Consider the following 23,397-nt stretch of genomic DNA (forward strand, 5'->3'; position numbering starts at 1 on the left):
TTGCGGGCTAAATCCAGAAAGGTCTTACCCTATCTGACTTATCTTCCACATTTCCTTCATTTTTAGATAAAGCTGACAGCCTAGAATAGTAAACTGACACGAGTCACTAATTTGTTTGTGATTGGGCCACTAAGTCCAATTTTTATATTCCCGCTGCGGCGGGGATATTTCTCTGGAGAATTCAGTCTGCAATGAGTGCTTTCAATAAACCGACCTCCCGTAAACGCCTTTGGTGGGCTATCGCCGTTCTTGTTGTCGCTGGCGTCATTGTTTGGCGTTATACCAGCAGCGGCGCCGAAGCGCCCACAGCTGGCGCAGAACAGGCACAAAAAGGGAAAGCAGGTGGCAAAGCCGGCGGTCGTCGTGGCGGCAGTGGCATATTGGCTCCGGTTCAGGCGGCAGAAACACGCATATCTAACGTGCCTAACTATCTCACTGGTTTGGGAACAGTCACGGCAGCCAATACGGTTACCGTGCGCAGCCGCGTCGACGGTCAACTGATGAAAATTCACTTCACCGAAGGCCAACAGGTCAAAGCCGCTGATTTGCTGGCAGAGATCGACCCACGTCCTTTCCAAGTTCAACTGGCGCAAGCCCAAGGGCAATTGGCCAAAGATCAGGCCATTTTAGCCAATGCGCGTCGCGACTTATCGCGTTATCAACAGCTTAGCAAAACCAATATGGTTTCTAAGCAAGAGCTAGATACACAGGCCTCTCTGGTGACGCAAACGCAGGGCAGCATCGTGGCCGATCAGGGTGCCGTTGACAGCGCCAAGCTTCAGTTGACCTACAGCCGTATCACCGCCCCCATTGATGGTCGCGTGGGGTTGAAGTTGGTTGATGAAGGCAACTACATCACCAGCGGTGATACCACCGGTTTAGTGGTGTTAACCCAAACCCATCCGATTGACGTGGTCTTCACGCTGCCAGAGGCGAATATCGCCAGCATTCAGCAGGCGCAGAAAGAAAACGGCAAGTTAGAGGTGGAAGCATGGGATCGCTCCAATCAGCACTTACTCACCACCGGCACCTTGCTGAGCATGGATAACCAGATCGATACCAGCACCGGCACCATCAAAATTAAGGCGCGTTTTGATAACCAAGACGACACCTTATTCCCCAATCAGTTTGTTAACGTGCGCCTGAAAGTCTCCACCCAAAGCGACGCCGTGGTAGCGCCTGCGGCCGCGGTTCAAATGGGGAACGAAGGTAACTTTGTCTGGGTATTAAATGATAAAAATCAGGTGAGTAAGCACGCCGTCTCCGTGGGAACCCGCGATGCCTCTGACGTGGTTATTACCGGTGGGCTCTCCGCAGGCGAGCGCGTGGTGACTGACGGTATCGATCAGTTAACCGAAGGCGCAACCGTCGAAGTGATTGCCCCGCATAGTGAAAATACCGCACAGACTCAGGCACAAGCAGGCAAAGATGCTCCTGCTAAGCCAAACACGGATAAGCAGAACGCTGGTAAACAGGACAAGTCATAATGCAACACACGCCTGTCGGTTCTGAAGAGCCTAAAAACGAAACGCCCGCCGCCGGTGGGCCTTCTCGCCTGTTTATTCTGCGCCCAGTAGCCACCACGCTGCTGATGGTGGCTATTCTGCTGGCCGGTATCGTCGGTTATCGCTCACTGTCGGTTTCCGCGTTGCCAGAGGTGGATTACCCAACGATTCAGGTGGTGACGCTTTATCCGGGCGCCAGCCCTGACGTCACCACGTCTGCGATTACCGCACCGCTAGAACGTCAGTTCGGCCAGATGTCGGGCTTAAAACAGATGTCGTCACAAAGCTCCGGTGGCGCGTCGGTGATTACCTTACAATTTCAGCTAACGCTGCCGCTCGACGTCGCAGAGCAAGAGGTTCAGGCTGCGATTAACGCCGCCACCAATTTGCTGCCAACCGATCTGCCCTATCCGCCTATTTACAGCAAGGTTAACCCTGCCGATCCACCGATCATGACCATCGCCGTCACCTCGGATGCCGTGGCGATGACGCAGGTTGAAGATATGGTGGAAACCCGCATTTCACAGAAAATCTCGCAGGTTAGCGGCGTGGGTCTGGTGACGATTTCAGGCGGTCAGCGTCCTGCGGTGCGCGTGCGTTTGAACGCACCGGCGGTTGCTGCCTATGGTTTAGACAGTGAAACCATCCGCACCGCTATCGTTAACGCCAACGTTAACTCGGCGAAGGGGAGCTTTGACGGCCCAACGCGCTCGGTTACGCTGTCTGCCAACGACCAAATGAAGTCGGCAGAAGACTATCGCGATCTGATCGTCGCCTATGCCAACGGTGCGCCGGTTCGTTTAAGCGACGTAGCAACCATCGAACAGGCGGCAGAAAATACCAAACTGGCCGCGTGGGCTAACACCAAACCCGCCATCATTTTAAACGTTCAACGCCAGCCGGGTGCGAACGTTATTACCACGGCCGACAGCATTCAGGCATTGCTGCCGCAGCTGACAGAAAGCCTGCCCAAATCAGTAAAAATGACGGTGCTGACTGACCGCACCGAAACCATTCGCGCCTCGGTCAGCGATGTTCAGACCGAACTGCTGCTGGCGATTGCGCTGGTGGTGATGGTGATTTACCTGTTCTTACGCAATGTTCCCGCCACGATCATTCCTAGCGTGGCGGTGCCGTTGTCGCTGGTGGGTACGTTCGCCGTTATGTATTTCCTCGATTTTTCGATCAACAACCTCACCTTGATGGCGCTGACTATTGCCACCGGTTTCGTGGTCGATGACGCCATCGTGGTGATCGAAAACATCTCGCGCTATATCGAAAAAGGCGAAAAACCGCTGGATGCCGCGTTGAAAGGCGCGGGAGAAATTGGTTTCACCATTATTTCTCTGACATTCTCTCTGATTGCAGTGCTGATCCCACTGCTGTTTATGGGCGATATTATCGGGCGGCTGTTCCGCGAATTTGCAGTCACCTTGGCGGTGGCGATCCTGATTTCGGCGGTGGTGTCGTTAACCCTAACGCCAATGATGTGCGCACGTATGCTCAGCCATGAATCGCTGCGCAAACAAAACCGCTTCTCGCGTGCCAGCGAGCGTTTCTTCGAACGCGTCATCGCCAAATATGGCGAATGGCTCAAAGTCGTATTGAATCACCCGATGCTCACGCTGAGCGTGGCGCTGAGCACGCTGGTGCTGACCGTTCTGCTGTATATTTTTATTCCTAAGGGCTTCTTCCCGATTCAGGATAACGGTCTGATTCAAGGCACCGTTCAGGCACCGCAGTCGGTTTCCTTTAGCGAAATGGCGCAGCGTCAGCAAGCGCTGGCGGCTGAAATTCTTAAAGATCCGGACGTCGCGAGCCTGAGCTCATTTATCGGCGTGGATGGCACCAACGCCACGCTAAACAGCGGACGATTACAGATCAATCTCAAACCGCTGGACGAACGTAAAGATCGCGTTCAGCAGATCATCCCGCGTCTGGAAAAAATGGCCGACAAGATCCCCGGTATCCAGCTTTATCTGCAACCGGTTCAGGATCTGACCATTGATACGCAGGTGAGCCGTACACAGTACCAGTTCACTTTGCAGGCCATGTCGCTGGACGAATTGAGCACGTGGGTACCGAAGCTGGTGGGTGAACTGCAAAAATCACCGATGCTGAAAGACGTGAGCAGTGACTGGCAGGATCAGGGATTAGTGGCCTTTGTGAACGTTAACCGCGACACCGCCAGCCGCTTAGGCATTACCATGGCCGATGTGGATAACGCGCTGTATAACGCCTTTGGCCAACGGTTGATCTCCACGATTTATACTCAAGCCAACCAGTATCGCGTGGTGATGGAGCATAATCAGGATCACAACACGGGTTTAGCCGCGTTTAACGATGTGTATCTCACCAGCAGCGATGGTAAAAACGTACCGTTGAACGCAATTGCGACTATTGAGGAGCGCTTTGGGCCGCTGTCGATTAACCATCTCGACCAGTTCCCATCCACCACGGTGTCGTTTAACGTTACCGACGGCTACTCACTCGAGCAGGCGATGAAAACCATCACCAGCACCGAGCAGCAGCTCAATATGCCGATTGATATCACCACGAATTTCCAAGGCGCAACGCTCGCGTTTGAATCGGCGCTGGGCAACACGCTGTGGCTTATCGTGGCGGCGATTGTCGCAATGTATATCGTTCTGGGCGTGCTGTATGAAAGCTTTATTCATCCAGTCACCATCCTGTCGACGCTGCCGACCGCTGGCGTGGGTGCATTATTGGCGCTGATTATGGCGGGCAGCGAGCTCGACGTGATTGCCATTATCGGCATCATTTTGCTGATTGGTATCGTGAAGAAAAACGCCATCATGATGATCGACTTCGCCCTTGCCGCCGAGCGTGAGCAAGGAATGGCCCCGTATGACGCCATTTATCAAGCCTGTTTGCTGCGTTTCCGCCCAATTCTTATGACCACGCTGGCGGCGTTGTTGGGCGCTCTACCGTTGATGCTCAGCACCGGCGTTGGGGCCGAACTGCGACAGCCGCTGGGCATTTGCATGGTCGGCGGTTTGATCATGAGCCAAATTCTAACGCTGTTCACCACGCCGGTGATTTACCTGCTGTTTGATAAGGTTTCGCGAAACACGCATCCGGCTAAAGATCCGCAGGAGAACGTCCAGTGAAGTTCTCTCCGTCGAAAGGCTTCTTCGCCCTGTTCATCAACCGGCCCGTCGCCACCACGCTGCTGACGCTGGCCATTACGCTGTGCGGCATTTTGGGCTTCAGATTATTGCCCGTCGCACCGCTGCCGCAGGTGGATTATCCGGTCATTATGGTGAGCGCCTCGCTACCGGGCGCTTCGCCTGAAACCATGGCGTCATCGGTGGCGACACCGTTGGAGCGCGCGTTAGGGCGTATTGCCGGAATCAGCGAGATGACCTCATCCAGTTCGCTCGGCAGTACGCGTATCATCATTCAGTTTGATTTTAACCGTGATATCAACGGCGCCGCACGCGACGTGCAGGCCGCGATTAATGCGGCACAAAGCCTGCTGCCGTCTGGCATGCCGAGTCGCCCAAGCTATCGCAAAGCCAACCCGTCTGATGCGCCGATTATGATCATGACGCTGACATCAGACACCTATGACCAAGCGAAGCTTTACGACATCGCCTCCACTCAGCTGGCGCAAAAAATCGCGCAGGTAGACGGCGTGGGCGACGTTTCGGTTGGCGGAAGCTCTTTGCCCGCGGTACGCGTTGAGCTCAATCCTGAAGCGCTGTTTAATCAGGGCGTTTCACTCGATAGCGTACGCACCGCCATTGCTAACGCGAACGTGCGTCGTCCTCAAGGGGCCGTTGACGCACAAAACCAACGCTGGCAGGTGCAAACCAACGATGAAATCAAAACCGCGCAGGACTATCAGCCTTTAATCATTCATTACAACAACGGCTCTGCGGTGCGACTCAGCGACGTTGCCAACGTTAAAGATTCGGTAGAAGACGTGCGTAATGCGGGTATGACCGACGCCAAGCCCGCTATATTGATCATGATCCGCCGAAGCGCCGACGCCAACATTATCGAAACCGTCGATCGCATTCGTGCCGAGATCCCAGAGTTCAAAGCGCTGATCCCCGCCTCTATCGATCTGCAAGTTGCTCAGGATCGTTCACCCACCATCCGTGCTTCGCTCGACGAAGTAGAAAGCTCGCTGTCTATCGCCGTGGGCTTGGTGATCATGGTGGTATTCCTGTTCTTGCGTTCTGGCCGAGCCACGCTGATCCCCGCCGTCGCCGTGCCGGTTTCGCTCATCGGCACCTTCGCTGCCATGTATCTATGCGATTTTAGTCTGAATAACCTTTCGCTGATGGCGCTGACGATCGCGACTGGATTTGTGGTCGATGACGCCATTGTGGTGCTGGAGAATATTTCACGCCACGTGGAAGCGGGCATGGAACCGAAAAAAGCGGCGCTAATTGGTGCGCGTGAAGTAGGGTTCACAGTGCTATCCATGACCCTATCGCTGGTGGCGGTGTTTATTCCGCTGCTGTTGATGAGCGGTTTGCCGGGGCGTTTGTTCCGTGAGTTTTCGGTCACGCTTTCGGTGGCTATCGGTATATCACTGGTGATTTCACTCACGCTCACACCAATGATGTGCGCGCATCTGCTTAAAAAGCGCCCGTCACGCCATCAGGAACGGATCCGCGGTTTTGGTAAGCTGCTGCTGAAAATGCAGCAAGGCTACGGCAAGAGTTTGGGCTGGGTATTAAACCATGCGCGCTGGGTGTTGCTGATCCTAATCGCCACCATCGGTCTGAATATCTGGCTGTATATCTCCATTCCAAAAACCTTCTTCCCAGAGCAGGATACCGGCCGTCTGATGGGCTTTATCCAAGCCGACCAGAGCATCTCGTTTCAGGCGATGCGGGGCAAGCTGCAAGACTTCATGAAAATTGTGCGCAGCGATCCCGATGTAGATAACGTGACCGGCTTCACCGGTGGCTCGAACGTTAACAGCGGCATGATGTTTATCTCGTTGAAACCGTTAGGTGAGCGCAAAGACGATGCTCAGCACGTAATTGCACGTCTGCGCGGCAAGCTGGCCAAAGAACCAGGGGCGAATTTGTTCCTGATGGCGGTACAAGATATTCGCGTGGGCGGTCGTCAAGGCAACGCCAGCTACCAGTACACGCTGCTCTCGGACGATCTTTCCGAGCTGCGTAAATGGGAGCCTAAAATTCGTGCGGCCTTTGCCAAGCTTCCTGAACTGGCCGATGTGAGTTCCGATCAGCAAGATAAAGGCTCGGAGCTGGCGCTGACCTATGATCGCGAAAGTATGGCGCGCTTGGGCATTAACGTGGCTGATGCTAACGCCTTGCTCAATAACGCCTTTGGTCAACGGCAGATTTCAACTATCTATCAGCCGCTGAATCAGTATCACGTGGTGATGGAAGTGGCGCCGGAGTATACGCAGGATGAAAGTTCGCTGGATAAAATGTTTGTGATTAACAGCGACGGCAAAGCGATTCCGCTTTCCTATTTTGCAAAATGGCAGCCTGCCAACGCGCCGCTGTCGGTTAACCATCAGGGGTTAACCGCCGCATCGACGATCTCTTTCAATCTGCCGGAAGGAGGCGCGCTGTCAGATGCTTCCGCCGCGATTGAACGCACCATGACCGCACTGGGCGTACCGAATACGGTACGTGGTAGCTTCGCGGGTACTGCGCAGGTTTTCCAAGATACCCAAAACTCGCAGATCATTTTGATTCTGGCCGCCATTGCGACGGTGTATATCGTGCTGGGTGTTCTCTATGAAAGCTACGTGCATCCGCTGACGATTCTGTCTACGCTGCCGTCGGCAGGCGTGGGCGCGCTGTTGGCGTTAGAGATGTTTGGCGCACCTTTCAGCCTGATTGCGCTGATCGGCATCATGCTGCTGATAGGGATAGTGAAGAAGAACGCTATTATGATGGTCGATTTTGCGCTAGAGGCCGAACGTAACGGCGGAATGAGCCCACGCGATGCGATATTCCAAGCCTGTCTGCTGCGTTTCCGCCCGATCATGATGACCACCATGGCGGCGCTGTTTGGCGCATTGCCTCTGGCGTTTAGCAGCGGCGACGGCGCAGAACTGCGTCAGCCTTTAGGTATCACGATTGCCGGTGGTTTGGTGATGAGCCAGTTACTCACGCTCTACACCACGCCGGTGGTGTATCTCTATTTTGACCGACTACGCAGCCGCTTTAGCAAAGTAAAAACGCTAAAACCACTGCCGAGATAGACCCCACCCTAGCCCTCCCCTTCTCAGGGGAGGGAACTGACCGAGCACTTGTGTCACAGCCAAGTGCTCTCGGCCCCTCCCCCTGCAAAGGGGGAGGTTGGGAGGGGGTTATGGTTTATTGCACTCACACATTCAATGAACGGAGCGCTACCCCATGCCTGAACAATCCGCCTCGGTCCGCTGGCAGCTATGGATTGTCGCTTTTGGCTTCTTCATGCAAACGTTGGATACCACCATCGTCAATACGGCGTTGCCCGCAATGGCCGCAAGCCTTGGGGAAAGCCCGCTGCGCATGCAGTCGGTGGTGGTGGCCTATGTGCTCACCGTGGCGGTGATGTTACCCGCCAGTGGCTGGCTGGCCGACCGCGTGGGCGTGAAGCGTGTTTTCTTCAGCGCAATTGTGTTGTTTACGCTGGGATCGCTGTTTTGTGCTCAGGCTGAAACCCTAAACCAACTGCTGATGGCTCGCGTACTGCAAGGCATTGGCGGCGCGATGATGGTGCCGGTTGGGCGTTTAACCGTGATGAAGATCGTGCCGCGTAGCCAATATATGGCGGCAATGACCTTCGTTACGCTCCCCGGCCAAATTGGCCCATTGGTTGGCCCTGCACTCGGCGGATTTCTGGTGCAATATGCCAGTTGGCACTGGATTTTTTTAATCAACTTACCCGTTGGTATTATCGGTGCCATCGCAACGCTGTGGCTGATGCCCAATTACAGTATGCAAACGCGGCGTTTTGATATCAGCGGATTTGTGATGCTCGCCGTTGGCATGGCAACGCTGACGCTGGCGCTCGATGGTCATAAAGGGCTTGGGCTTGAGGCCAATATGATTTACGGCCTAATACTGTCCGGAGGTATCGCGTTAACCAGTTACTATTGGCACGCCAAGCGCAGCGATGCCCCACTGTTTAGCCTCGATCTGCTAAAAACTAAAACGTTTTCTCTCGGGCTGAGCGGTAGTTTTCTCGGGCGGATCGGCAGCGGAATGCTGCCCTTCATGACGCCCATTTTCCTGCAAATCGGCATGGGATTCTCACCGTTTCACGCTGGGCTGATGATGATCCCGATGATTATCGGCAGTATGGGTATGAAGCGTATCGTGGTGCGGGTGGTGAATCAGTTTGGCTATCGTCGGGTGTTGGTGGGAGCTACGTTGGCGTTAGCGGTTGTGAGTTTGGCTCTGCCGTTTACCGCAATGTATATCAGCCTTTGGGCAATTCCGCTGGTGCTGTTCTTCCAAGGGATGATTAACGCCATGCGTTTTTCATCGATGAATACGCTCACGCTGAAAGATTTGCCCGATGAACTGGCCAGCAGCGGTAACAGTTTACTGTCGATGATCATGCAACTTTCCATGAGTTTGGGTGTGAGCGTTGCGGGTATCCTGCTCGGCATGTTCTCACATCATCAAATCACCGCGAATAGCCTAGAGATCCATCAGGCATTTTTATTCACCTATGTCTGTATTGCTCTGATTATTGCCCTACCCGCGCTGGTATTTTTACGCGTACCGGACGACACGCTGGAAAACAGCACTCTTGAACGCACAGCGCGCCGTCGCAAGGAGGAACCATGAAGCTCGGTATCACAGGCAAGCTGTTTCTTGCCATTTTCTCCACCTGCATTCTGGTGTTGATCACGATGCACTGGGGCGTGCGCGTGAGTTTCGAGCGCGGCTTTATTGACTACATCAAGCACGGCAATGAGCAGCGGGTGCGGCTGTTAGCCTCTGAACTGGAAGAGCGCTACGCACAGGCCGGAAGCTGGCGCTTTCTTCGCCATAACGACCGTGTCATTTTCCAGATTATGCACAACATTGAGCAAAGCAACGAAGGCAACGATACGCTACCTCCACACGGTTGGCGCACGCCGTTTTGGGTGATTGATAGCAACAATCGCAAAATGGTTGGGCCGCCGGGCGAAATCCCCACCGAAGGCACTCGCCAGCCGGTCACGTACCAAGGGAACACGGTAGGATGGGTGGTTACAACGCCGCCGGAGCGTTTAACGCGAAATACCGATATCAATTTTGATTTGCAGCAACGGCGCACCAGCTGGCTGATTGTGGCGCTGGCAACGCTGCTAGCGGCAGGCGTGACCTGGGCGCTATCACGCAGTATGCTGGCACCGGTTAAACGTTTAGTCGACGCCATGCATCGGCTCGCCGCCGGTAATTTTTCTACCCGCGTTGAAGTGGAATCGCGCGACGAATTGGGCAAGCTGGCACAAGACTTCAACCAGCTCGCCATCACGCTGGAAAAAAATGAGCATATTCGCCGCGCACTCATGGCCGACGTTTCCCATGAGCTACGCACGCCGCTGGCGGTGCTGCGTGGCGAATTAGAAGCCATGCAAGACGGCGTTCGCCAAATGACGCAGGATTCGTTGGCATCATTGCAGGCCGAAGTGAGCACGTTAACCAAACTGGTCAATGACCTGCATCAGCTCTCTATGTCTGACGCCGGTGCCCTTGCCTATCGCAAAGAGCACATTGACGTCATTCATCTGGTACAAATCGCCGCCAGCGCATTCCACGACCGTTTCGCAATGAAAAACATCGTGCTTTCGCTCGACCTGCCCGAAAAAGCCTGTGTGTTTGGCGATCCCGATCGCTTACTACAGCTGTTCAATAATTTATTCGAAAATAGCCTGCGGTATACTGATGGCAATGGGCAACTTAAGGTACAAGGTCAAATCCGCGATACCTATTTGCAGCTTTATTGGCAAGACAGCGCCCCCGGCGTGACCGATGAGCAGCTTCAGAAAATATTTGAACGTTTTTATCGAGCCGAAGGTTCACGCAACCGCGCCAGCGGCGGCTCCGGTTTAGGATTATCTATCTGCCAAAATATTGTGGAAGCGCACGGTGGACAAATGACCGCAGAACACTCGCCGCTGGGAGGCTTAACCATCAGCCTGCAACTGCCGCTTGATACAAAGAGCTAAGAGGAAGGTAATGGGTATGAACAGTATTGCTGGAAGCATGGACGTTGATCCCGCAGGACAACGCGTGTTGATCGTCGAAGACGAACCCAAATTAGGACAACTGCTGATCGACTATCTGACCGCTGGCGGCTATCAGCCCCACCTGCTGGCGGATGGAAATCAGGTATTGCCCTATGTCCACCAAACGCCACCGGATTTAATTCTGCTGGATTTAATGCTGCCCGGCACCGATGGTTTAACGTTGTGCCGCGAGATCCGTCGTTTCTCTGATGTTCCGATTGTGATGGTAACGGCGAAAATTGAAGAAATAGACCGCCTGTTGGGGCTGGAAATTGGTGCCGATGACTATATCTGCAAGCCTTACAGCCCGCGAGAAGTCGTGGCGCGCGTCAAAACCATTTTACGTCGCTGCGTGCGCCAAAACGAGGCGAACGCCGAACCGGTTCTAATCATCGATGAAAACCGCTATCAAGCCAGTTTTAAAGATCAGCTGTTAGATTTAACGCCTGCCGAATTTCGTCTTTTGAAAACGTTGGCAACGCAGCCAGGCACCGTGCTATCACGCGAGCAACTGCTCAATCATCTGTACGATGATTACCGCGTCGTCACCGACCGTACCGTGGATAGCCACATTAAAAACTTACGTCGTAAGTTGGAGCAGCTCGAAAACGGCGAGCCGTTTATTCGCTCGGTTTACGGCATCGGTTACCGCTGGGAAGGCGCGCCGTGTAAAGTGCTGTAAAACCGCCGTCATCGCTCCAGTACCTGTCGCTGGAGCGTCTTTTCTTATCATTTTCCTATCCGGTAAACACCTGCAAATATCCAGCCATTGTCTATACTTATCCTGATTTATTCAGCGTAAACGACATCCATCTCACTCTCATTGACGCAGTTAATCACTGCAAAACTTATCCGTCATTATTCACGTGGCTAGCGCGGCTAACGCTGACACGGCGTCAAGTATGGCGGGGATAGATTAAGGAGATACCCATGGCAATCGGCTATTACGAAATCAAAAAAGCGAAGAACGGACAGTTCCACTTCAATCTAAAAGCCAGCAATGGAGAGATTATTCTTTCCAGCGAAATGTATGCCAGCAAGGCATCTGCTGACAACGGTGTCGCATCGGTACAATCAAACTCCCCCGATGAAGCACAATTTGAGATCAAAAACAGCAGCAGCGATCAGCCCTATTTCATTCTCAAAGCGAAGAATCATCAGGTGATCGGCACCAGTGAAATGTATAGCTCCGAGAGCGCCGCGCGAAAAGGGATTCAATCAGTGGTGAAAAACGGCGCAACGACGGATATCAGAGATTTGACGCACGGATAGTCGCCCTTAGACTTTCTTCAATCCTAAAATAGAATGAGTGCTCTCCCTTAACGGGGAGCATTCATTTTTTGAGCCTATCAATATATATATCCAAAGGCAGATATTTAACTATTGAATATATAAAACTTCTTACACCTTTCTCATTGCCTGATAAAAAATCAAGCGTAATGTTATGTTTTATCATTAGCGTCACTCATGAAACATGAGAGTACTTAATACGTTATTAAAGAAATCATTAATAAACATTCTATTTTGAATTGGCTTCATAGAAAAAGCTAACGATTACATATCTTTTAATATTTAAAATCTCTATCGCTATTCAGATAAATAATAAATGAATAGCCTCTAGAATTCTTAATAGTTGAAGGAATAACACAATGAGCATAGGACGCTTTATCGTTATCGGCGACAAAACAACATGTGGCGGTGTTGTTCTTGAAGGCGACCCTAATCAAACCATCATGGGCAAACCAACGGCATGTGAAGGACATAAAGTCACGTGTGGTAAAGATGGTAAAGTTTATGTCATCACCGGAGGTATTAGCAGCTACTGGGTTATGTCTCCTAGAGCTGCCGGAGATTTAGACAGCTATTCTACCTGTAGCTGCCGTGCAAGGCTGATACCATCTAGTTCAGCGATGACCTATGAGCATGTATCATCGTCGCTTGGAGCCACGCATAGCACTACAGAACCAGTACAGCCTATGCAATATGCTCAATCAGCCAAAAAAGCTAACCATTCTGAGTTTGTCCAGAAAGATCCTGAACCGCAAACAGAGCCACAACCGGAACCTCGTCAGACGGTAGATGCAGGGTTTTGTGTTGTGGAGATCCCATCTAATCCCAAAGAGTACGGCGATGAAAAAATATTTCGTGATCCACCTGCGGGAACACGTGAGCTGTATGATTCATTAAACGGTAGCGGTCGGCTTAAAACGGGTTCAATTTTGTTGGTTGTTGATCCCCTCAAACAAGATCCGCACCAAATCGCCACGCTGCAAAAAGCAAAAGCCAGAGTTGATGCAGCACTAGCGCCACTCTCAGATGAAGAAGCAAATTTCCTGTACAAGCACAGAGGGGCAATTGATACGTTTACTGCTTATGGCAGTGGAACATTAGGCATGCTTTCAGAGGTGGGTAAAGCCTATTTTGACGAGATAAATAAAATACTAATGAAGATTCAGGAAACCTATAAAAACGCATACATAACTCGTGGCGCTCTAATAGGACAACAATTTTATGCTTAACGAGAAGTGCATTTTAAGCAGATAGATATTCTTCTGAATCGTTTCATTAAGACAAAACTTAATATGCCACAATACGAAAGTATTAAAAGAACGCTAGGGTTATCGAGCCGCTCAATCATGCATCAATGGAACCAAAGCGGCGTTAGCGATATCGAGGGGTATGCCACCTTTATTGAAGGTTCAGCAAAATTAATCAAGGGGATGAAGAGGCTAAGCTATATCGGTATTGCGCTAGATTTCGGCAATACCAGTAATACCGTTTATGATGCCTGTAGCGTTGGACGAAAGGATGAATGTACTAAAGCTGCATTTGTGGAGTATTCACGATTTGCTGGGAGCACTGGTTTTGGAGCCGTAGGAGGACAGGCGGTAGGTTTCGGATCAATGTCTTTGTGCATGTGGGGGCTCGGTTTGGCTACGGCAGAAGTCGGAGGGGCAGGCGCTTTACTCTGTACTGCTGTTAGTGTAGTTGGTGGAATAGCTGGAGGAGCAAAAGTAGGGCAATATGGAGGAGATATAGGGGAATCAATCGGATATAAATTATATGAAATTACATACTGACTTACCTTTTATCGTAGTTTTGCTAAGTTTCTTCATTACATTATTAGCGGTAATTATGCATGCCATTTTCTCATATCTAAATGATAAAAGGTTTAAAATGGTATGTGATTTATATGAAAAACAAGTAGGGGCGCTACCATTAGCGACCCTTCTTTTAAAGAATAGTAATACATTGTGGTTCATTTCTGGGTATACTCAAAAGATGATGTTTATTGTGCTTCCATTAATTTTCAAAAAAAATTCATTTCTTAATAGACAGTACAGTAACAAACACTATGATTTCATCAATAATTTACCAAAAGAAATCAAATCTTGGTTTTATGCAGAACAGATAATTGTAGCCATCGGGATGGTGTCCGCTTGTATATGTATGTTTGTTTATTATACATTCTGGACACAAAATTAATCTAATGCATATAAAGAAATATTGATAATTGATAGTTACTAACTAATTATTTATATTTACCACTCTAATTAAACCTTGTGATACGAAAAGAACATAAATTAAAAATAAATATAATTAATGAAGTTAAATTCTGTAATTTTGTGGCTTGACTCACATTATAAAAAACAATAGCAAGTTCGAAGCATTGCAGTGTTTAATGATTTTTCATAAAAAACATTTTAATCAACGCCCTAGAATGTACGTATATTAGCAATAGCGTTTCACTCTAACGTAAAATGAAAGCATTTCGATGCAATTTGATAAAGTTAAAAAATATGTTTAACTTCACAATTTAACGAAAGAAATGCTGCTGTAATTACCTCTCAAATAAGTAGATATTATGAAGCAGCCAAATATTTTATTAACTCGAATAGATACCAGATTAGTTCATGGATAGGTTCAATCAGTGCCAATCTGATTATATTGATATACAAGGAGAAAAGCTGATCAAATTCTTATACACACCAATACGCTCTTCGGTTCTCTCTGACCTAAGCAGGTACAGGCTAGTGCGGGGCTAACCAAGCCATAAGATCAACCCAAATGCCCCCACATTCATTGTGCTCCCTCGCCGAACCCTCTATAATGCCCGCCTTCACTGTACCTACAGGTACAGACTGACTTGTGATCAGACCTTAAAGAGAAATACAAACCTATGTTTACTCCGGAATTACTCTCTCCGGCCGGTACGCTGAAAAACATGCGTTATGCGTTCGCCTATGGCGCAGATGCTGTTTATGCCGGTCAACCTCGTTATAGCCTGCGTGTTCGCAACAACGAATTCAACCATGAGAATCTTGCCCTCGGCATCAACGAAGCGCATGCGCTGGGTAAAAAATTCTACGTGGTGGTGAATATCGCGCCGCACAACGCCAAATTGAAAACCTTCCTCCGTGACCTGAAGCCGGTCATCGAAATGGGGCCGGACGCGCTAATTATGTCCGATCCAGGATTGATTTCCATGGTGCGCGAAGCCTTCCCTGAGATGGCGATTCATCTTTCCGTACAGGCTAACGCGGTTAACTGGGCGACGGTAAAATTCTGGAAGCAAATGGGGTTAACCCGCGTGATCCTGTCGCGTGAGCTTTCTCTGGAAGAAATTGAAGAAATTCGCCAGCAGGTTCCTGATATGGAGCTTGAGATCTTTGTGCATGGTGCACTGTGCATGGCCTATTCTGGCCGCTGCCTGCTTTCCGGCTATATCAACAAGCGTGATCCTAATCAGGGCACCTGCACCAACGCCTGCCGTTGGGAATATAAAGTTCAGGAAGGCAAAGAAGATACCGTAGGCAATATCGTTCACGTGCATGAACCGATCCCTGTCACCGAAGTGCCCGCTGAGCCAACGCTGGGTATCGGCGCGCCGACCGATAAAGTCTTTATGTTGGAAGAAGCGATGCGCCCCGGTGAATACATGAGCGCATTCGAAGACGAGCACGGCACCTACATCATGAACTCCAAGGACCTGCGTGCCATCCAGCACGTTGAGCGCCTGACTCAAATGGGCGTTCATTCATTGAAAATTGAAGGCCGTACTAAGTCTTTCTACTACGTCGCTCGCACCGCTCAGGTCTATCGTCGCGCAATTGATGACGCCGTTGCGGGTAAACCGTTCGACCCAACGCTGCTCACCACGCTGGAAGCGTTGGCGCACCGAGGCTATACCGAAGGTTTCCTGCGTCGCCACGTGCATGAAGATCAACAAAACTACGACTATGGCTATTCGGTTTCCGATCGCCAGCAGTTTGTTGGCGAACTGACAGGCGCACGCCGCGATGGTTATGCCGAAGTCTTAGTGAAGAATAAGTTCACCCTAGGCGACAGCGTTGAAATGATGACGCCAAAAGGCAATGTGCAGTTCACGCTTGAAGCGATGCAAAACAAGAAAGGCGAGCCTACCCAAGTCGCGCCGGGAGATGGACATATTGTTTACATCCCTGTTCCCGATGATTTGGATCTCGAATTCGCGCTATTGATGCGTAATTTAGCAGGCACCGATACGCGTAACCCGCATACTGCGGCGTAATTCGACCTGTTAAACGCCAAGGCGTAGCTTATTTCTTATAAGCTGCGCTTTTTTTATCTCTTTTTTATGCTTAATATTCCTATTATAAGATTAAGATCACACTTAAATTTATCGCATATAGATATTATCGAGTGGCAAAAAGATATAACGAAAAAGCAATACTAGGAACCACCTCCTTGCCAGCCCAATCTCCCTTGGGCTGGTTTTCTTTTTATTTACTATTTTATACCCCCCTACGTCAACTATTAAAACCCTTCTCCCTTGTTTTTAACCCGTCTTTTGTATTGATTATTTTCCAATAAAATCAATATCATAAAATAATAGTTACTTAAGTTAAGTAATTTGTTTTTCAAATTAATCTCAAAATAATTCATCTGAAATTAAATAACTAAGAAAACATACAATAAGAAATTAAGCGTTTAATTTAGTGAATCACTTAATTAAAGTTTATTTAAAATTAAATCAATTCATTTATTCCTTTCAACTGAAACCATTCAGCGCCAGTTATTGCATTATATTTCCCGATGAGAGCGGTTTCATTAATATTCATTGATGAATACAATTTATGCGGGTAAAACAGAATGAATATTTATGTTATAACAATGTAAGAGTTGAATTTTTTACCCCTTTCAGGAGATCACACATGCCTCAGTTACACTCCGCGTTAGTCATCTTGAACGGCAAAGGAGCCGGCAATCAGGACGTGCGTGAAGCGATTGACGGGTTACGCACCGAGGGAAATACCCTTCATGTCCGCGTGACGTGGGAACATGGCGATGCCAAGCGCTATGTGGCAGAAGCCGTAGAGCTCGGCGTCGAAACGATTGTGGCCGGCGGCGGCGATGGCACCATTAACGAAGTGTCTGATGCGCTGAGCCAGCACAGCGAATCCTCCCGTCCCGTATTGGCGGTATTACCGCTTGGCACAGCCAATGATTTTGCGACCGCCTGTTTAATCCCTGAAGAACCTCAGGCGGCGCTTCAGCTAGCTCTACAAGGCCGCGCAGTGCCAATCGACTTTGCACGCATCAACGATAAACGCGTGTTTATCAATATGGCGACCGGCGGCTTCGGCACCAAAATCACCACCGAAACGCCGGAGAAACTAAAATCCATTCTCGGCGGTGCCTCTTATTTCCTGCATGGGATTTTGCGTATGGATACGCTCAAGGCTGATTTTTGCCAGATTTCCGGTCCTGATTTCCATTGGGAAGGCAATGCGCTAGTGGTCGCTATCGGCAATGGCCGTCAAGCCGGTGGTGGGCAGCCGTTGTGCCCCGAGGCCTTAATCAATGATGGAAAACTGGATCTGCGCGTTTTAACCTCTGATGAGCTGCTGCCCGCGCTGCTAGAAAGCCTGCTTAAAGGCGAAAGCAATAAAAACGTCATCGAGGCCTCATTGCCGTGGTTAGAAATTACCTCACCTCATGAAATGACGCTCAATTTGGACGGCGAGCCCTTGAGCGCCAAGCATTTCCGCATTGAAATCGAACCTGACGCCATCAGCCTACGCCTGCCGCCAAACTGCCCACTGATTGGTTAAATCAGGTCGTGGTAAACCCTAATCCGCTCTAATTTTCATTCTGCCCTTCCCCATTTGGGAAGGGCAATCTCTGCGCACCTCTCATTTTCTTCTCCAATTCTTCCTCCAACTAAAACCGTGATCTCATCGGGCAAATTTCGATCATTATACTTGTATGGTAGTCATGTCAGGTTTATGTTTCCGTCATCATTAAGGTCACATTCCCAGCAGAGAAAAGTCCGCGCTAAGGAAATTCAAAGATGAAGATTGTTAAAGCTGAAGTATTTGTTACCTGTCCAGGGCGTAATTTTGTCACGCTGAAGATCACCACTGACGACGGGCTGACCGGTATCGGTGACGCCACGCTTAACGGACGTGAATTGCCGGTGGCTTCCTATTTAAAAGATCACGTTTGCCCACAGTTGATCGGACGCGACGCACATAGGATCGAAGATATTTGGCAGTTTTTCTATAAGGGCGCTTATTGGCGTCGCGGCCCGGTCACCATGTCGGCCATTTCTGCCGTGGATATGGCGCTGTGGGACATCAAAGCCAAAGCCGCCAATATGCCGTTATATCAGCTGCTCGGCGGCGCATCCCGCGAAGGCGTCATGGTTTACTGCCACACTACCGGCCACTCGTTGGATGACGTGTTGGAAGATTACGCCAAACACAAAGAGCTCGGCTTTAAAGCCATTCGCGTGCAGTGCGGCGTACCGGGAATGAAAACCACCTATGGAATGTCCAAAGGCAAGGGTTTGGCCTATGAACCCGCCACCAAAGGGAATTGGCCTGAAGAGCAGCTATGGTCAACGGAAAAATATCTCGATTTCACCCCGAAGCTATTTGCCGCCGTCCGCGATCGTTTTGGCTTTGACGAACATCTGCTGCACGACATGCATCATCGCCTCACCCCGATCGAAGCCGCGCGTTTTGGTAAGAGCATCGAAGACTACCGTCTGTTCTGGATGGAAGATCCAACGCCCGCAGAAAATCAGGAATGCTTCCGTTTGATCCGCCAGCACACGGTCACGCCTATCGCCGTGGGTGAAGTCTTCAACAGCATCTGGGACTGCAAACAGCTGATTGAAGAGCAGCTCATTGATTATATCCGCACCACCATCACCCACGCGGGCGGCATCACCGGTATGCGCCGTATTGCCGACTTCGCCGCTTTATATCAGGTACGTACCGGCTCTCACGGCCCATCCGATCTCTCGCCAATTTGCATGGCTGCCGCGCTGCATTTTGATTTGTGGGTGCCTAATTTTGGCGTTCAGGAATACATGGGCTATTCCGAACAAATGCTGGAAGTGTTCCCGCACAGCTGGACCTTCGATAACGGCTACATGCATCCGGGTGACAAACCAGGGCTCGGTATCGAATTCGATGAAAAACTCGCGGCTAAATATCCGTATGAGCCAGCCTATTTACCCGTTGCGCGCCTTGAAGATGGCACGTTGTGGAATTGGTAACTAAGAGGAATTTCCAATGAAAAGCGTCGTTATTCAACAGCCAGAAAAGTTGGTCATTGAGGATCGTCCGACCCCGCAGCCACAAGCAGGTGAAGTCAGAGTTCGCGTGCGTCGTGCTGGGATCTGCGGCTCAGACGTGCATATTTTCCGTGGGCATAATCCTTTCGCCAAGTACCCACGCGTTATTGGTCATGAGTTTTTCGGCATTATTGATGCCGTAGGTGAAGGCGTAGGCGCCAGCCGACAAGGTGAGCGCGTGGTTATCGATCCCGTGGTCAGCTGCGGTCATTGTTACCCTTGCTCCATTGGGCGGCCCAATGTCTGTACCGAGCTACAGGTGATCGGTGTCCACCGCGACGGAGGGTTCAGCGAATATGCCTGTGCGCCTGCACGTAATGCTTATGTCGTCCCCGATAGCATCCCTGAGCCAGAAGCCACCATGATTGAACCCTTTACCATTGCCGCAAATATTTGTGCTCAGCTCAAACCACAACCCAATGATGTGGCTTTGGTATACGGCGCGGGGCCAATGGGCTTAACCGTAATTCAGGCATTACGCGGCGTGTATGGCGTATCAACGATTATTGTCGCCGACCGTATTCCTGAACGTTTGCAGATGGCGCAGGCGAACGGTGCCGATCGCATCATCGACAATACCCACCTCGATTTAGCAGAAATATTGAAGCAAGAAGGCATTCGCCCGACGCTGATCGTTGATGCCGCCTGCCATCCTTCAATTTTACCTCAGGCTATCGCGCTGGCCTCTCCCGCGGCACGCATTGGCATTATGGGATTCTCTTCCGATCCATGCGTACTCAATCAGCAAAGCATCACCAGTAAGGAGATCTCAATCTTCAGCTCGCGTCTCAATAGCGCTCGTTTTCCTCAGGTTATTGAATGGATGAAGGAAAAGAAAATTCATCCAGAAAAGTTGATCACCCATAGCTTTCCACTTGAGCGCGTTACCGACGCACTCGTTCTGTTCGAACAAGATCAGAAAACCTGCTGCAAGGTACTTCTAGATTTTAGTGAATAAATTTTAGTGAAGAGATTTTAGCGATTAATTTTTATCCAAAAGATTAGATACACGTGTGTCTGCCAATAACGGGCAGGCACACACCCAACAACATAATGATAAAAGTACCGCGTGGGGTAGTTATGGCTAAGAATTTACGTTGGACTATCGTTTTTCTGCTGTTTTTAGTCTACATGATCAACTATTTAGATCGTGTCGCACTGTCAATTACGTTACCGATGATCGAGCAAGACTTATCTCTCAATGCAGAGCAGTTCGGCATTATCTTTGGCAGTTTTTTCTTTGGTTACGCCGTATTCAATTTCATCGGCGGTCTCGCCGTCGATAAATTTGGTCCGCTATTAGTACTCGGCGTCGCTGTGGGGCTGTGGTCAATTTTCTGCGGTTTCACCGCGCTGGCCTCCGGTTTTTATTCAATGCTGATCCTGCGCGTATTGTTCGGTATGGCTGAAGGCCCTATTTGCTCCTCGGCCAACAAAATGATTAACGGCTGGTTTCCACGTAAGCAAGCGGCAACCGCCATGGGTTTGCTAAGCGCGGGCTCTCCGCTAGGCGGCGCCGTTGCAGGCCCAATCGTGGGATATTTAGCGTTAGCTTTCGGTTGGCGTCCTGCGTTTATGATTATCTGCGCCATCGGTATCGTGTGGGTAGTGATCTGGTTCTTTGTCGCTTCAGATTCGCCGGAGAAAAGTCGCCACGTCAGTCAGGAAGAGCGGACGCTGATCGCTCAGCAAAAAAGTGAAGATCTGAGCGCGGATAGCAATCAGCAGCCCGGTCATTCGCTGATGTTTTACATGAAGCAGCCAATCATTCTGGCCACGGCGTTTGCTTTCTTTTGCTACAACTACATCCTGTTTTTCTTTCTCAGTTGGTTCCCGTCCTATCTGGTTCAGGCTCACGGCCTGAATATCAAAGAGATGAGCATCACCACGGTCATTCCTTGGATCGTTGGCTTTATTGGCCTAGCGGTGGGCGGCATTATCTCTGATTGGATATTCCGTCTTACGGGCAAACTGTTGCTGTCGCGTAAAATTGTGTTGGTCGTTTGCCTCTTGGCCGCCGCAATCTGCGTTGCGTTGGCGGGAACGGTGAGTCAGGTAATTCCTGCGGTGATCCTGATGTCGGTGTCTATTTTCTTCCTCTATGTTACCGGATCGATTTACTGGGCAATCATTCAAGACGTGGTGCATAAATCACGTATCGGCGGTGCCAGCGGCTTTATCCATTTGGTCGGTAGCGTGTCAGGAATTATCGGGCCCATCGTGACCGGATTTATTGTGCAAAACACCGGTAAATTCGACAGCGCTTTTATCTTGGCAGGCGGCGTGGCGGCATTGGGCGCGCTGCTGGTGTTCTTCGTTATCCGTCCGGCAGCCTCAACGCCCGCGGTAATGAACCACGTTTAATCTTTGGTGAAAATACAACCGTTAGATACTCGTCAGACTTAATGGACATATTGATGAAAAACGACTTACTCCAAGCGAACGCTATCGTTCCTAGCTACTCCCGAGAACAGTTGAAAACCCGCATCGTGCATCTCGGTTTTGGGGCTTTTCACCGCGCTCATCAGGCCGTATATGCCGACCAATTAGCTGCCGATCACCAGAGTGACTGGGGCTACGGCGAAGTGAATCTGATCGGCGGTGAGCAACAGATCCTCGCTCTACGCCACCAGCACAATCTCTTCAGCGTGGCAGAAATGTCGGAGCAAAACTGGCAGTGCCGTGTGGTAGGAATTGTTCGCGAGGCGTTACACGTTCAGCTTGATGGATTAGATCGCGTTATGAACATGCTCTGCCAGCCGGACGTGGCTATCGTCTCGCTGACGATTACCGAGAAAGGCTATTGTCACCATCCCGCCAGCGGCAGGCTTGATCTCGACCATCCGTTGATAGCACACGATATTGAACATCCGCAGCAACCACAGTCGGCAGCGGGCGTTATCGTTGCGGCGCTAGCACAACGACGCGAGCTGGGCTTACCTGCATTCACCGTGATGTCATGCGACAACATGCCCGAGAATGGCCATGTTACCCACAACGTTGTCTGCGGGCTGGCGGCGGCGCAGTCGCCAGAGCTGGCAAAATGGATTGAGCAGAACGTCACGTTCCCTTCTACCATGGTTGATCGTATTGTTCCTGCCGTCACCGCCGAAACGCTTGATCAAATCGCCCTTCAACTTGGCGTACGCGATCCCGCAGGCGTCGCCTGCGAACCCTTTAGGCAGTGGGTCATTGAAGATAATTTTGTCGCCGGTCGCCCAGCATGGGAACGGGTTGGCGCAGAGTTGGTCAACAACGTGTTGCCTTATGAAGAGATGAAGCTACGCATGCTGAACGGCAGCCACTCGTTTTTAGCCTATTTAGGCTATCTGGCGGGGTATGCACATATTAATGACTGCATGCAGGACGAAAACTATCGTCGCGCCGCACGGGCACTGATGCTGAATGAACAAGCTCCCACGCTCAACGTTCCCAACGTGGATTTGCAGGCATACGCCGATTCGCTTATCACACGTTATTCAAACACGGCACTTAAGCACCGCACATGGCAAATTGCGATGGACGGCAGCCAAAAGCTACCTCAGCGCATGCTCGACTCTGTGCGCTGGCATCTGGCACACGGTTCCCGCTTCGATTTGTTGGCGCTGGGCATCGCGGGATGGATGCGCTATGTCAGCGGCATCGATGAAAGCGGGCAGCCTATTGAGATTAGCGATCCGCTGCTGGTTGATATTCAGCGCTGTGCACAAAACTCAGCGGAAGGGCATGCAAGAGTATCAGCACTGCTTTCTCTCGAGGCCATATTTGGTACTGATTTACCTCAAAATTCTGAATTTGTGCGGGCGATAGACGCGGCGTATATCTTGTTATTAGCGCGGGGGGCAAAAGACAGCGTTGCCCACACGTTGAAATCAACGGTACGTTAGTTTTCTGGCCCGCCCCCGCGGGCCTTTCTTAAAAGCATTCCCCTCCCGCCGTCACCATGCTCACAAGATTTAGGCAAATTTCTGCCTGAATGCTGTTAAAATGCAGACACTTTATTTAAAACCCGACGATCTCACACGTATGCC

16 protein-coding genes are annotated in these 23,397 nt (G+C 50.5%); all 16 read left to right on the forward strand.

The window, feature by feature from the left end; translation table 11 throughout:
* The first annotated feature begins 191 nt into the window (after positions 1 to 191).
* The 16 genes from CPY98_RS14795 to CPY98_RS14865 all read left to right on the forward strand — a co-directional run bounded on the left by CPY98_RS14795 (position 192) and on the right by CPY98_RS14865 (position 23,253).
* Complete coding sequence (locus tag CPY98_RS14795; RefSeq protein WP_096388240.1) at positions 192 to 1,487, forward strand: MdtA/MuxA family multidrug efflux RND transporter periplasmic adaptor subunit; 1,296 nt, start codon at positions 192 to 194, stop codon at positions 1,485 to 1,487.
* The gene (locus CPY98_RS14800; RefSeq protein WP_096388242.1) at positions 1,487 to 4,636 is read left to right on the forward strand and encodes an MdtB/MuxB family multidrug efflux RND transporter permease subunit; all 3,150 of its coding nucleotides are present in this window, start codon (positions 1,487 to 1,489) and stop codon (positions 4,634 to 4,636) included. Before CPY98_RS14795 ends, CPY98_RS14800 begins: the two co-directional genes overlap by 1 nt.
* Positions 4,633 to 7,731 (forward strand): multidrug efflux RND transporter permease subunit MdtC, encoded by a 3,099-nt coding sequence (gene mdtC, locus CPY98_RS14805; RefSeq protein WP_096388244.1) that lies wholly within the window; start codon positions 4,633 to 4,635, stop codon positions 7,729 to 7,731. The genes CPY98_RS14800 and mdtC overlap by 4 nt, the downstream gene beginning before the upstream one ends.
* 154 nt (positions 7,732 to 7,885) lie before the next feature.
* Positions 7,886 to 9,310 (forward strand): MFS transporter, encoded by a 1,425-nt coding sequence (locus CPY98_RS14810; RefSeq protein ID WP_043494809.1) that lies wholly within the window; start codon positions 7,886 to 7,888, stop codon positions 9,308 to 9,310.
* Entirely contained in the window at positions 9,307 to 10,680 is a 1,374-nt protein-coding gene (baeS, locus tag CPY98_RS14815) for a two-component system sensor histidine kinase BaeS (protein ID WP_043494812.1), read from the forward strand. Before CPY98_RS14810 ends, baeS begins: the two co-directional genes overlap by 4 nt.
* Positions 10,681 to 10,717: 37 nt before the next feature.
* A complete protein-coding gene (gene baeR / locus CPY98_RS14820; protein WP_038502970.1) occupies positions 10,718 to 11,422 on the forward strand; it encodes a two-component system response regulator BaeR in 705 nt (234 codons plus the stop codon).
* Positions 11,423 to 11,670: 248 nt separating this feature from the next.
* The gene (locus tag CPY98_RS14825) at positions 11,671 to 12,012 is read left to right on the forward strand and encodes a YegP family protein (protein ID WP_025799824.1); all 342 of its coding nucleotides are present in this window, start codon (positions 11,671 to 11,673) and stop codon (positions 12,010 to 12,012) included.
* A gap of 377 nt (positions 12,013 to 12,389) precedes the next feature.
* A complete protein-coding gene (locus CPY98_RS21035; protein WP_231899419.1) occupies positions 12,390 to 13,259 on the forward strand; it encodes a PAAR domain-containing protein in 870 nt (289 codons plus the stop codon).
* Between the two features lie 6 nt (positions 13,260 to 13,265).
* Positions 13,266 to 13,820 carry a hypothetical protein gene (locus CPY98_RS21040; RefSeq protein ID WP_231899420.1) on the forward strand — a complete coding sequence of 185 codons (555 nt, stop codon included), beginning with the start codon at positions 13,266 to 13,268 and terminating at the stop codon, positions 13,818 to 13,820.
* The gene (locus CPY98_RS14835) at positions 13,804 to 14,226 is read left to right on the forward strand and encodes a hypothetical protein (protein WP_096388246.1); all 423 of its coding nucleotides are present in this window, start codon (positions 13,804 to 13,806) and stop codon (positions 14,224 to 14,226) included. Before CPY98_RS21040 ends, CPY98_RS14835 begins: the two co-directional genes overlap by 17 nt.
* A 694-nt stretch (positions 14,227 to 14,920) precedes the next feature.
* Entirely contained in the window at positions 14,921 to 16,291 is a 1,371-nt protein-coding gene (gene yegQ, locus CPY98_RS14840; RefSeq protein WP_025799825.1) for a tRNA 5-hydroxyuridine modification protein YegQ, read from the forward strand.
* Between the two features lie 643 nt (positions 16,292 to 16,934).
* A complete protein-coding gene (gene yegS, locus CPY98_RS14845; RefSeq protein WP_096388248.1) occupies positions 16,935 to 17,834 on the forward strand; it encodes a lipid kinase YegS in 900 nt (299 codons plus the stop codon).
* A gap of 239 nt (positions 17,835 to 18,073) precedes the next feature.
* Positions 18,074 to 19,288: a starvation-sensing protein RspA gene (rspA, locus tag CPY98_RS14850; RefSeq protein ID WP_046358936.1), complete on the forward strand. Its 1,215-nt coding sequence runs from the start codon at positions 18,074 to 18,076 to the stop codon at positions 19,286 to 19,288.
* 16 nt (positions 19,289 to 19,304) lie between these two features.
* A complete protein-coding gene (locus CPY98_RS14855; protein WP_096388250.1) occupies positions 19,305 to 20,324 on the forward strand; it encodes a Zn-dependent oxidoreductase in 1,020 nt (339 codons plus the stop codon).
* Between the two features lie 122 nt (positions 20,325 to 20,446).
* Positions 20,447 to 21,730, forward strand: a complete 1,284-nt coding sequence (locus CPY98_RS14860; protein ID WP_043494826.1) for an MFS transporter — start codon at positions 20,447 to 20,449, stop codon at positions 21,728 to 21,730.
* 53 nt (positions 21,731 to 21,783) lie between these two features.
* Entirely contained in the window at positions 21,784 to 23,253 is a 1,470-nt protein-coding gene (locus CPY98_RS14865; RefSeq protein WP_096388252.1) for a mannitol dehydrogenase family protein, read from the forward strand.
* The last annotated feature ends 144 nt before the right edge of the window (positions 23,254 to 23,397 follow it).

This window comes from Hafnia sp. CBA7124 (assembly GCF_002355555.1).
GTDB lineage: Bacteria > Pseudomonadota > Gammaproteobacteria > Enterobacterales > Enterobacteriaceae > Hafnia > Hafnia alvei.

Coding starts and splice junctions, on each gene's coding strand:
- CPY98_RS14825 (WP_025799824.1), top strand. CDS start 11,671: ATGGCAATCGGCTATTACGAAATCAAAAAAGCGAAGAACGGACAGTTC.
- baeS (WP_043494812.1), top strand. CDS start 9,307: ATGAAGCTCGGTATCACAGGCAAGCTGTTTCTTGCCATTTTCTCCACC.
- CPY98_RS14865 (WP_096388252.1), top strand. CDS start 21,784: ATGAAAAACGACTTACTCCAAGCGAACGCTATCGTTCCTAGCTACTCC.
- CPY98_RS21035 (WP_231899419.1), top strand. CDS start 12,390: ATGAGCATAGGACGCTTTATCGTTATCGGCGACAAAACAACATGTGGC.
- CPY98_RS14835 (WP_096388246.1), top strand. CDS start 13,804: ATGAAATTACATACTGACTTACCTTTTATCGTAGTTTTGCTAAGTTTC.
- CPY98_RS14855 (WP_096388250.1), top strand. CDS start 19,305: ATGAAAAGCGTCGTTATTCAACAGCCAGAAAAGTTGGTCATTGAGGAT.
- yegQ (WP_025799825.1), top strand. CDS start 14,921: ATGTTTACTCCGGAATTACTCTCTCCGGCCGGTACGCTGAAAAACATG.
- rspA (WP_046358936.1), top strand. CDS start 18,074: ATGAAGATTGTTAAAGCTGAAGTATTTGTTACCTGTCCAGGGCGTAAT.
- baeR (WP_038502970.1), top strand. CDS start 10,718: ATGGACGTTGATCCCGCAGGACAACGCGTGTTGATCGTCGAAGACGAA.
- CPY98_RS14795 (WP_096388240.1), top strand. CDS start 192: ATGAGTGCTTTCAATAAACCGACCTCCCGTAAACGCCTTTGGTGGGCT.
- CPY98_RS14860 (WP_043494826.1), top strand. CDS start 20,447: ATGGCTAAGAATTTACGTTGGACTATCGTTTTTCTGCTGTTTTTAGTC.
- yegS (WP_096388248.1), top strand. CDS start 16,935: ATGCCTCAGTTACACTCCGCGTTAGTCATCTTGAACGGCAAAGGAGCC.
- CPY98_RS14810 (WP_043494809.1), top strand. CDS start 7,886: ATGCCTGAACAATCCGCCTCGGTCCGCTGGCAGCTATGGATTGTCGCT.
- CPY98_RS14800 (WP_096388242.1), top strand. CDS start 1,487: ATGCAACACACGCCTGTCGGTTCTGAAGAGCCTAAAAACGAAACGCCC.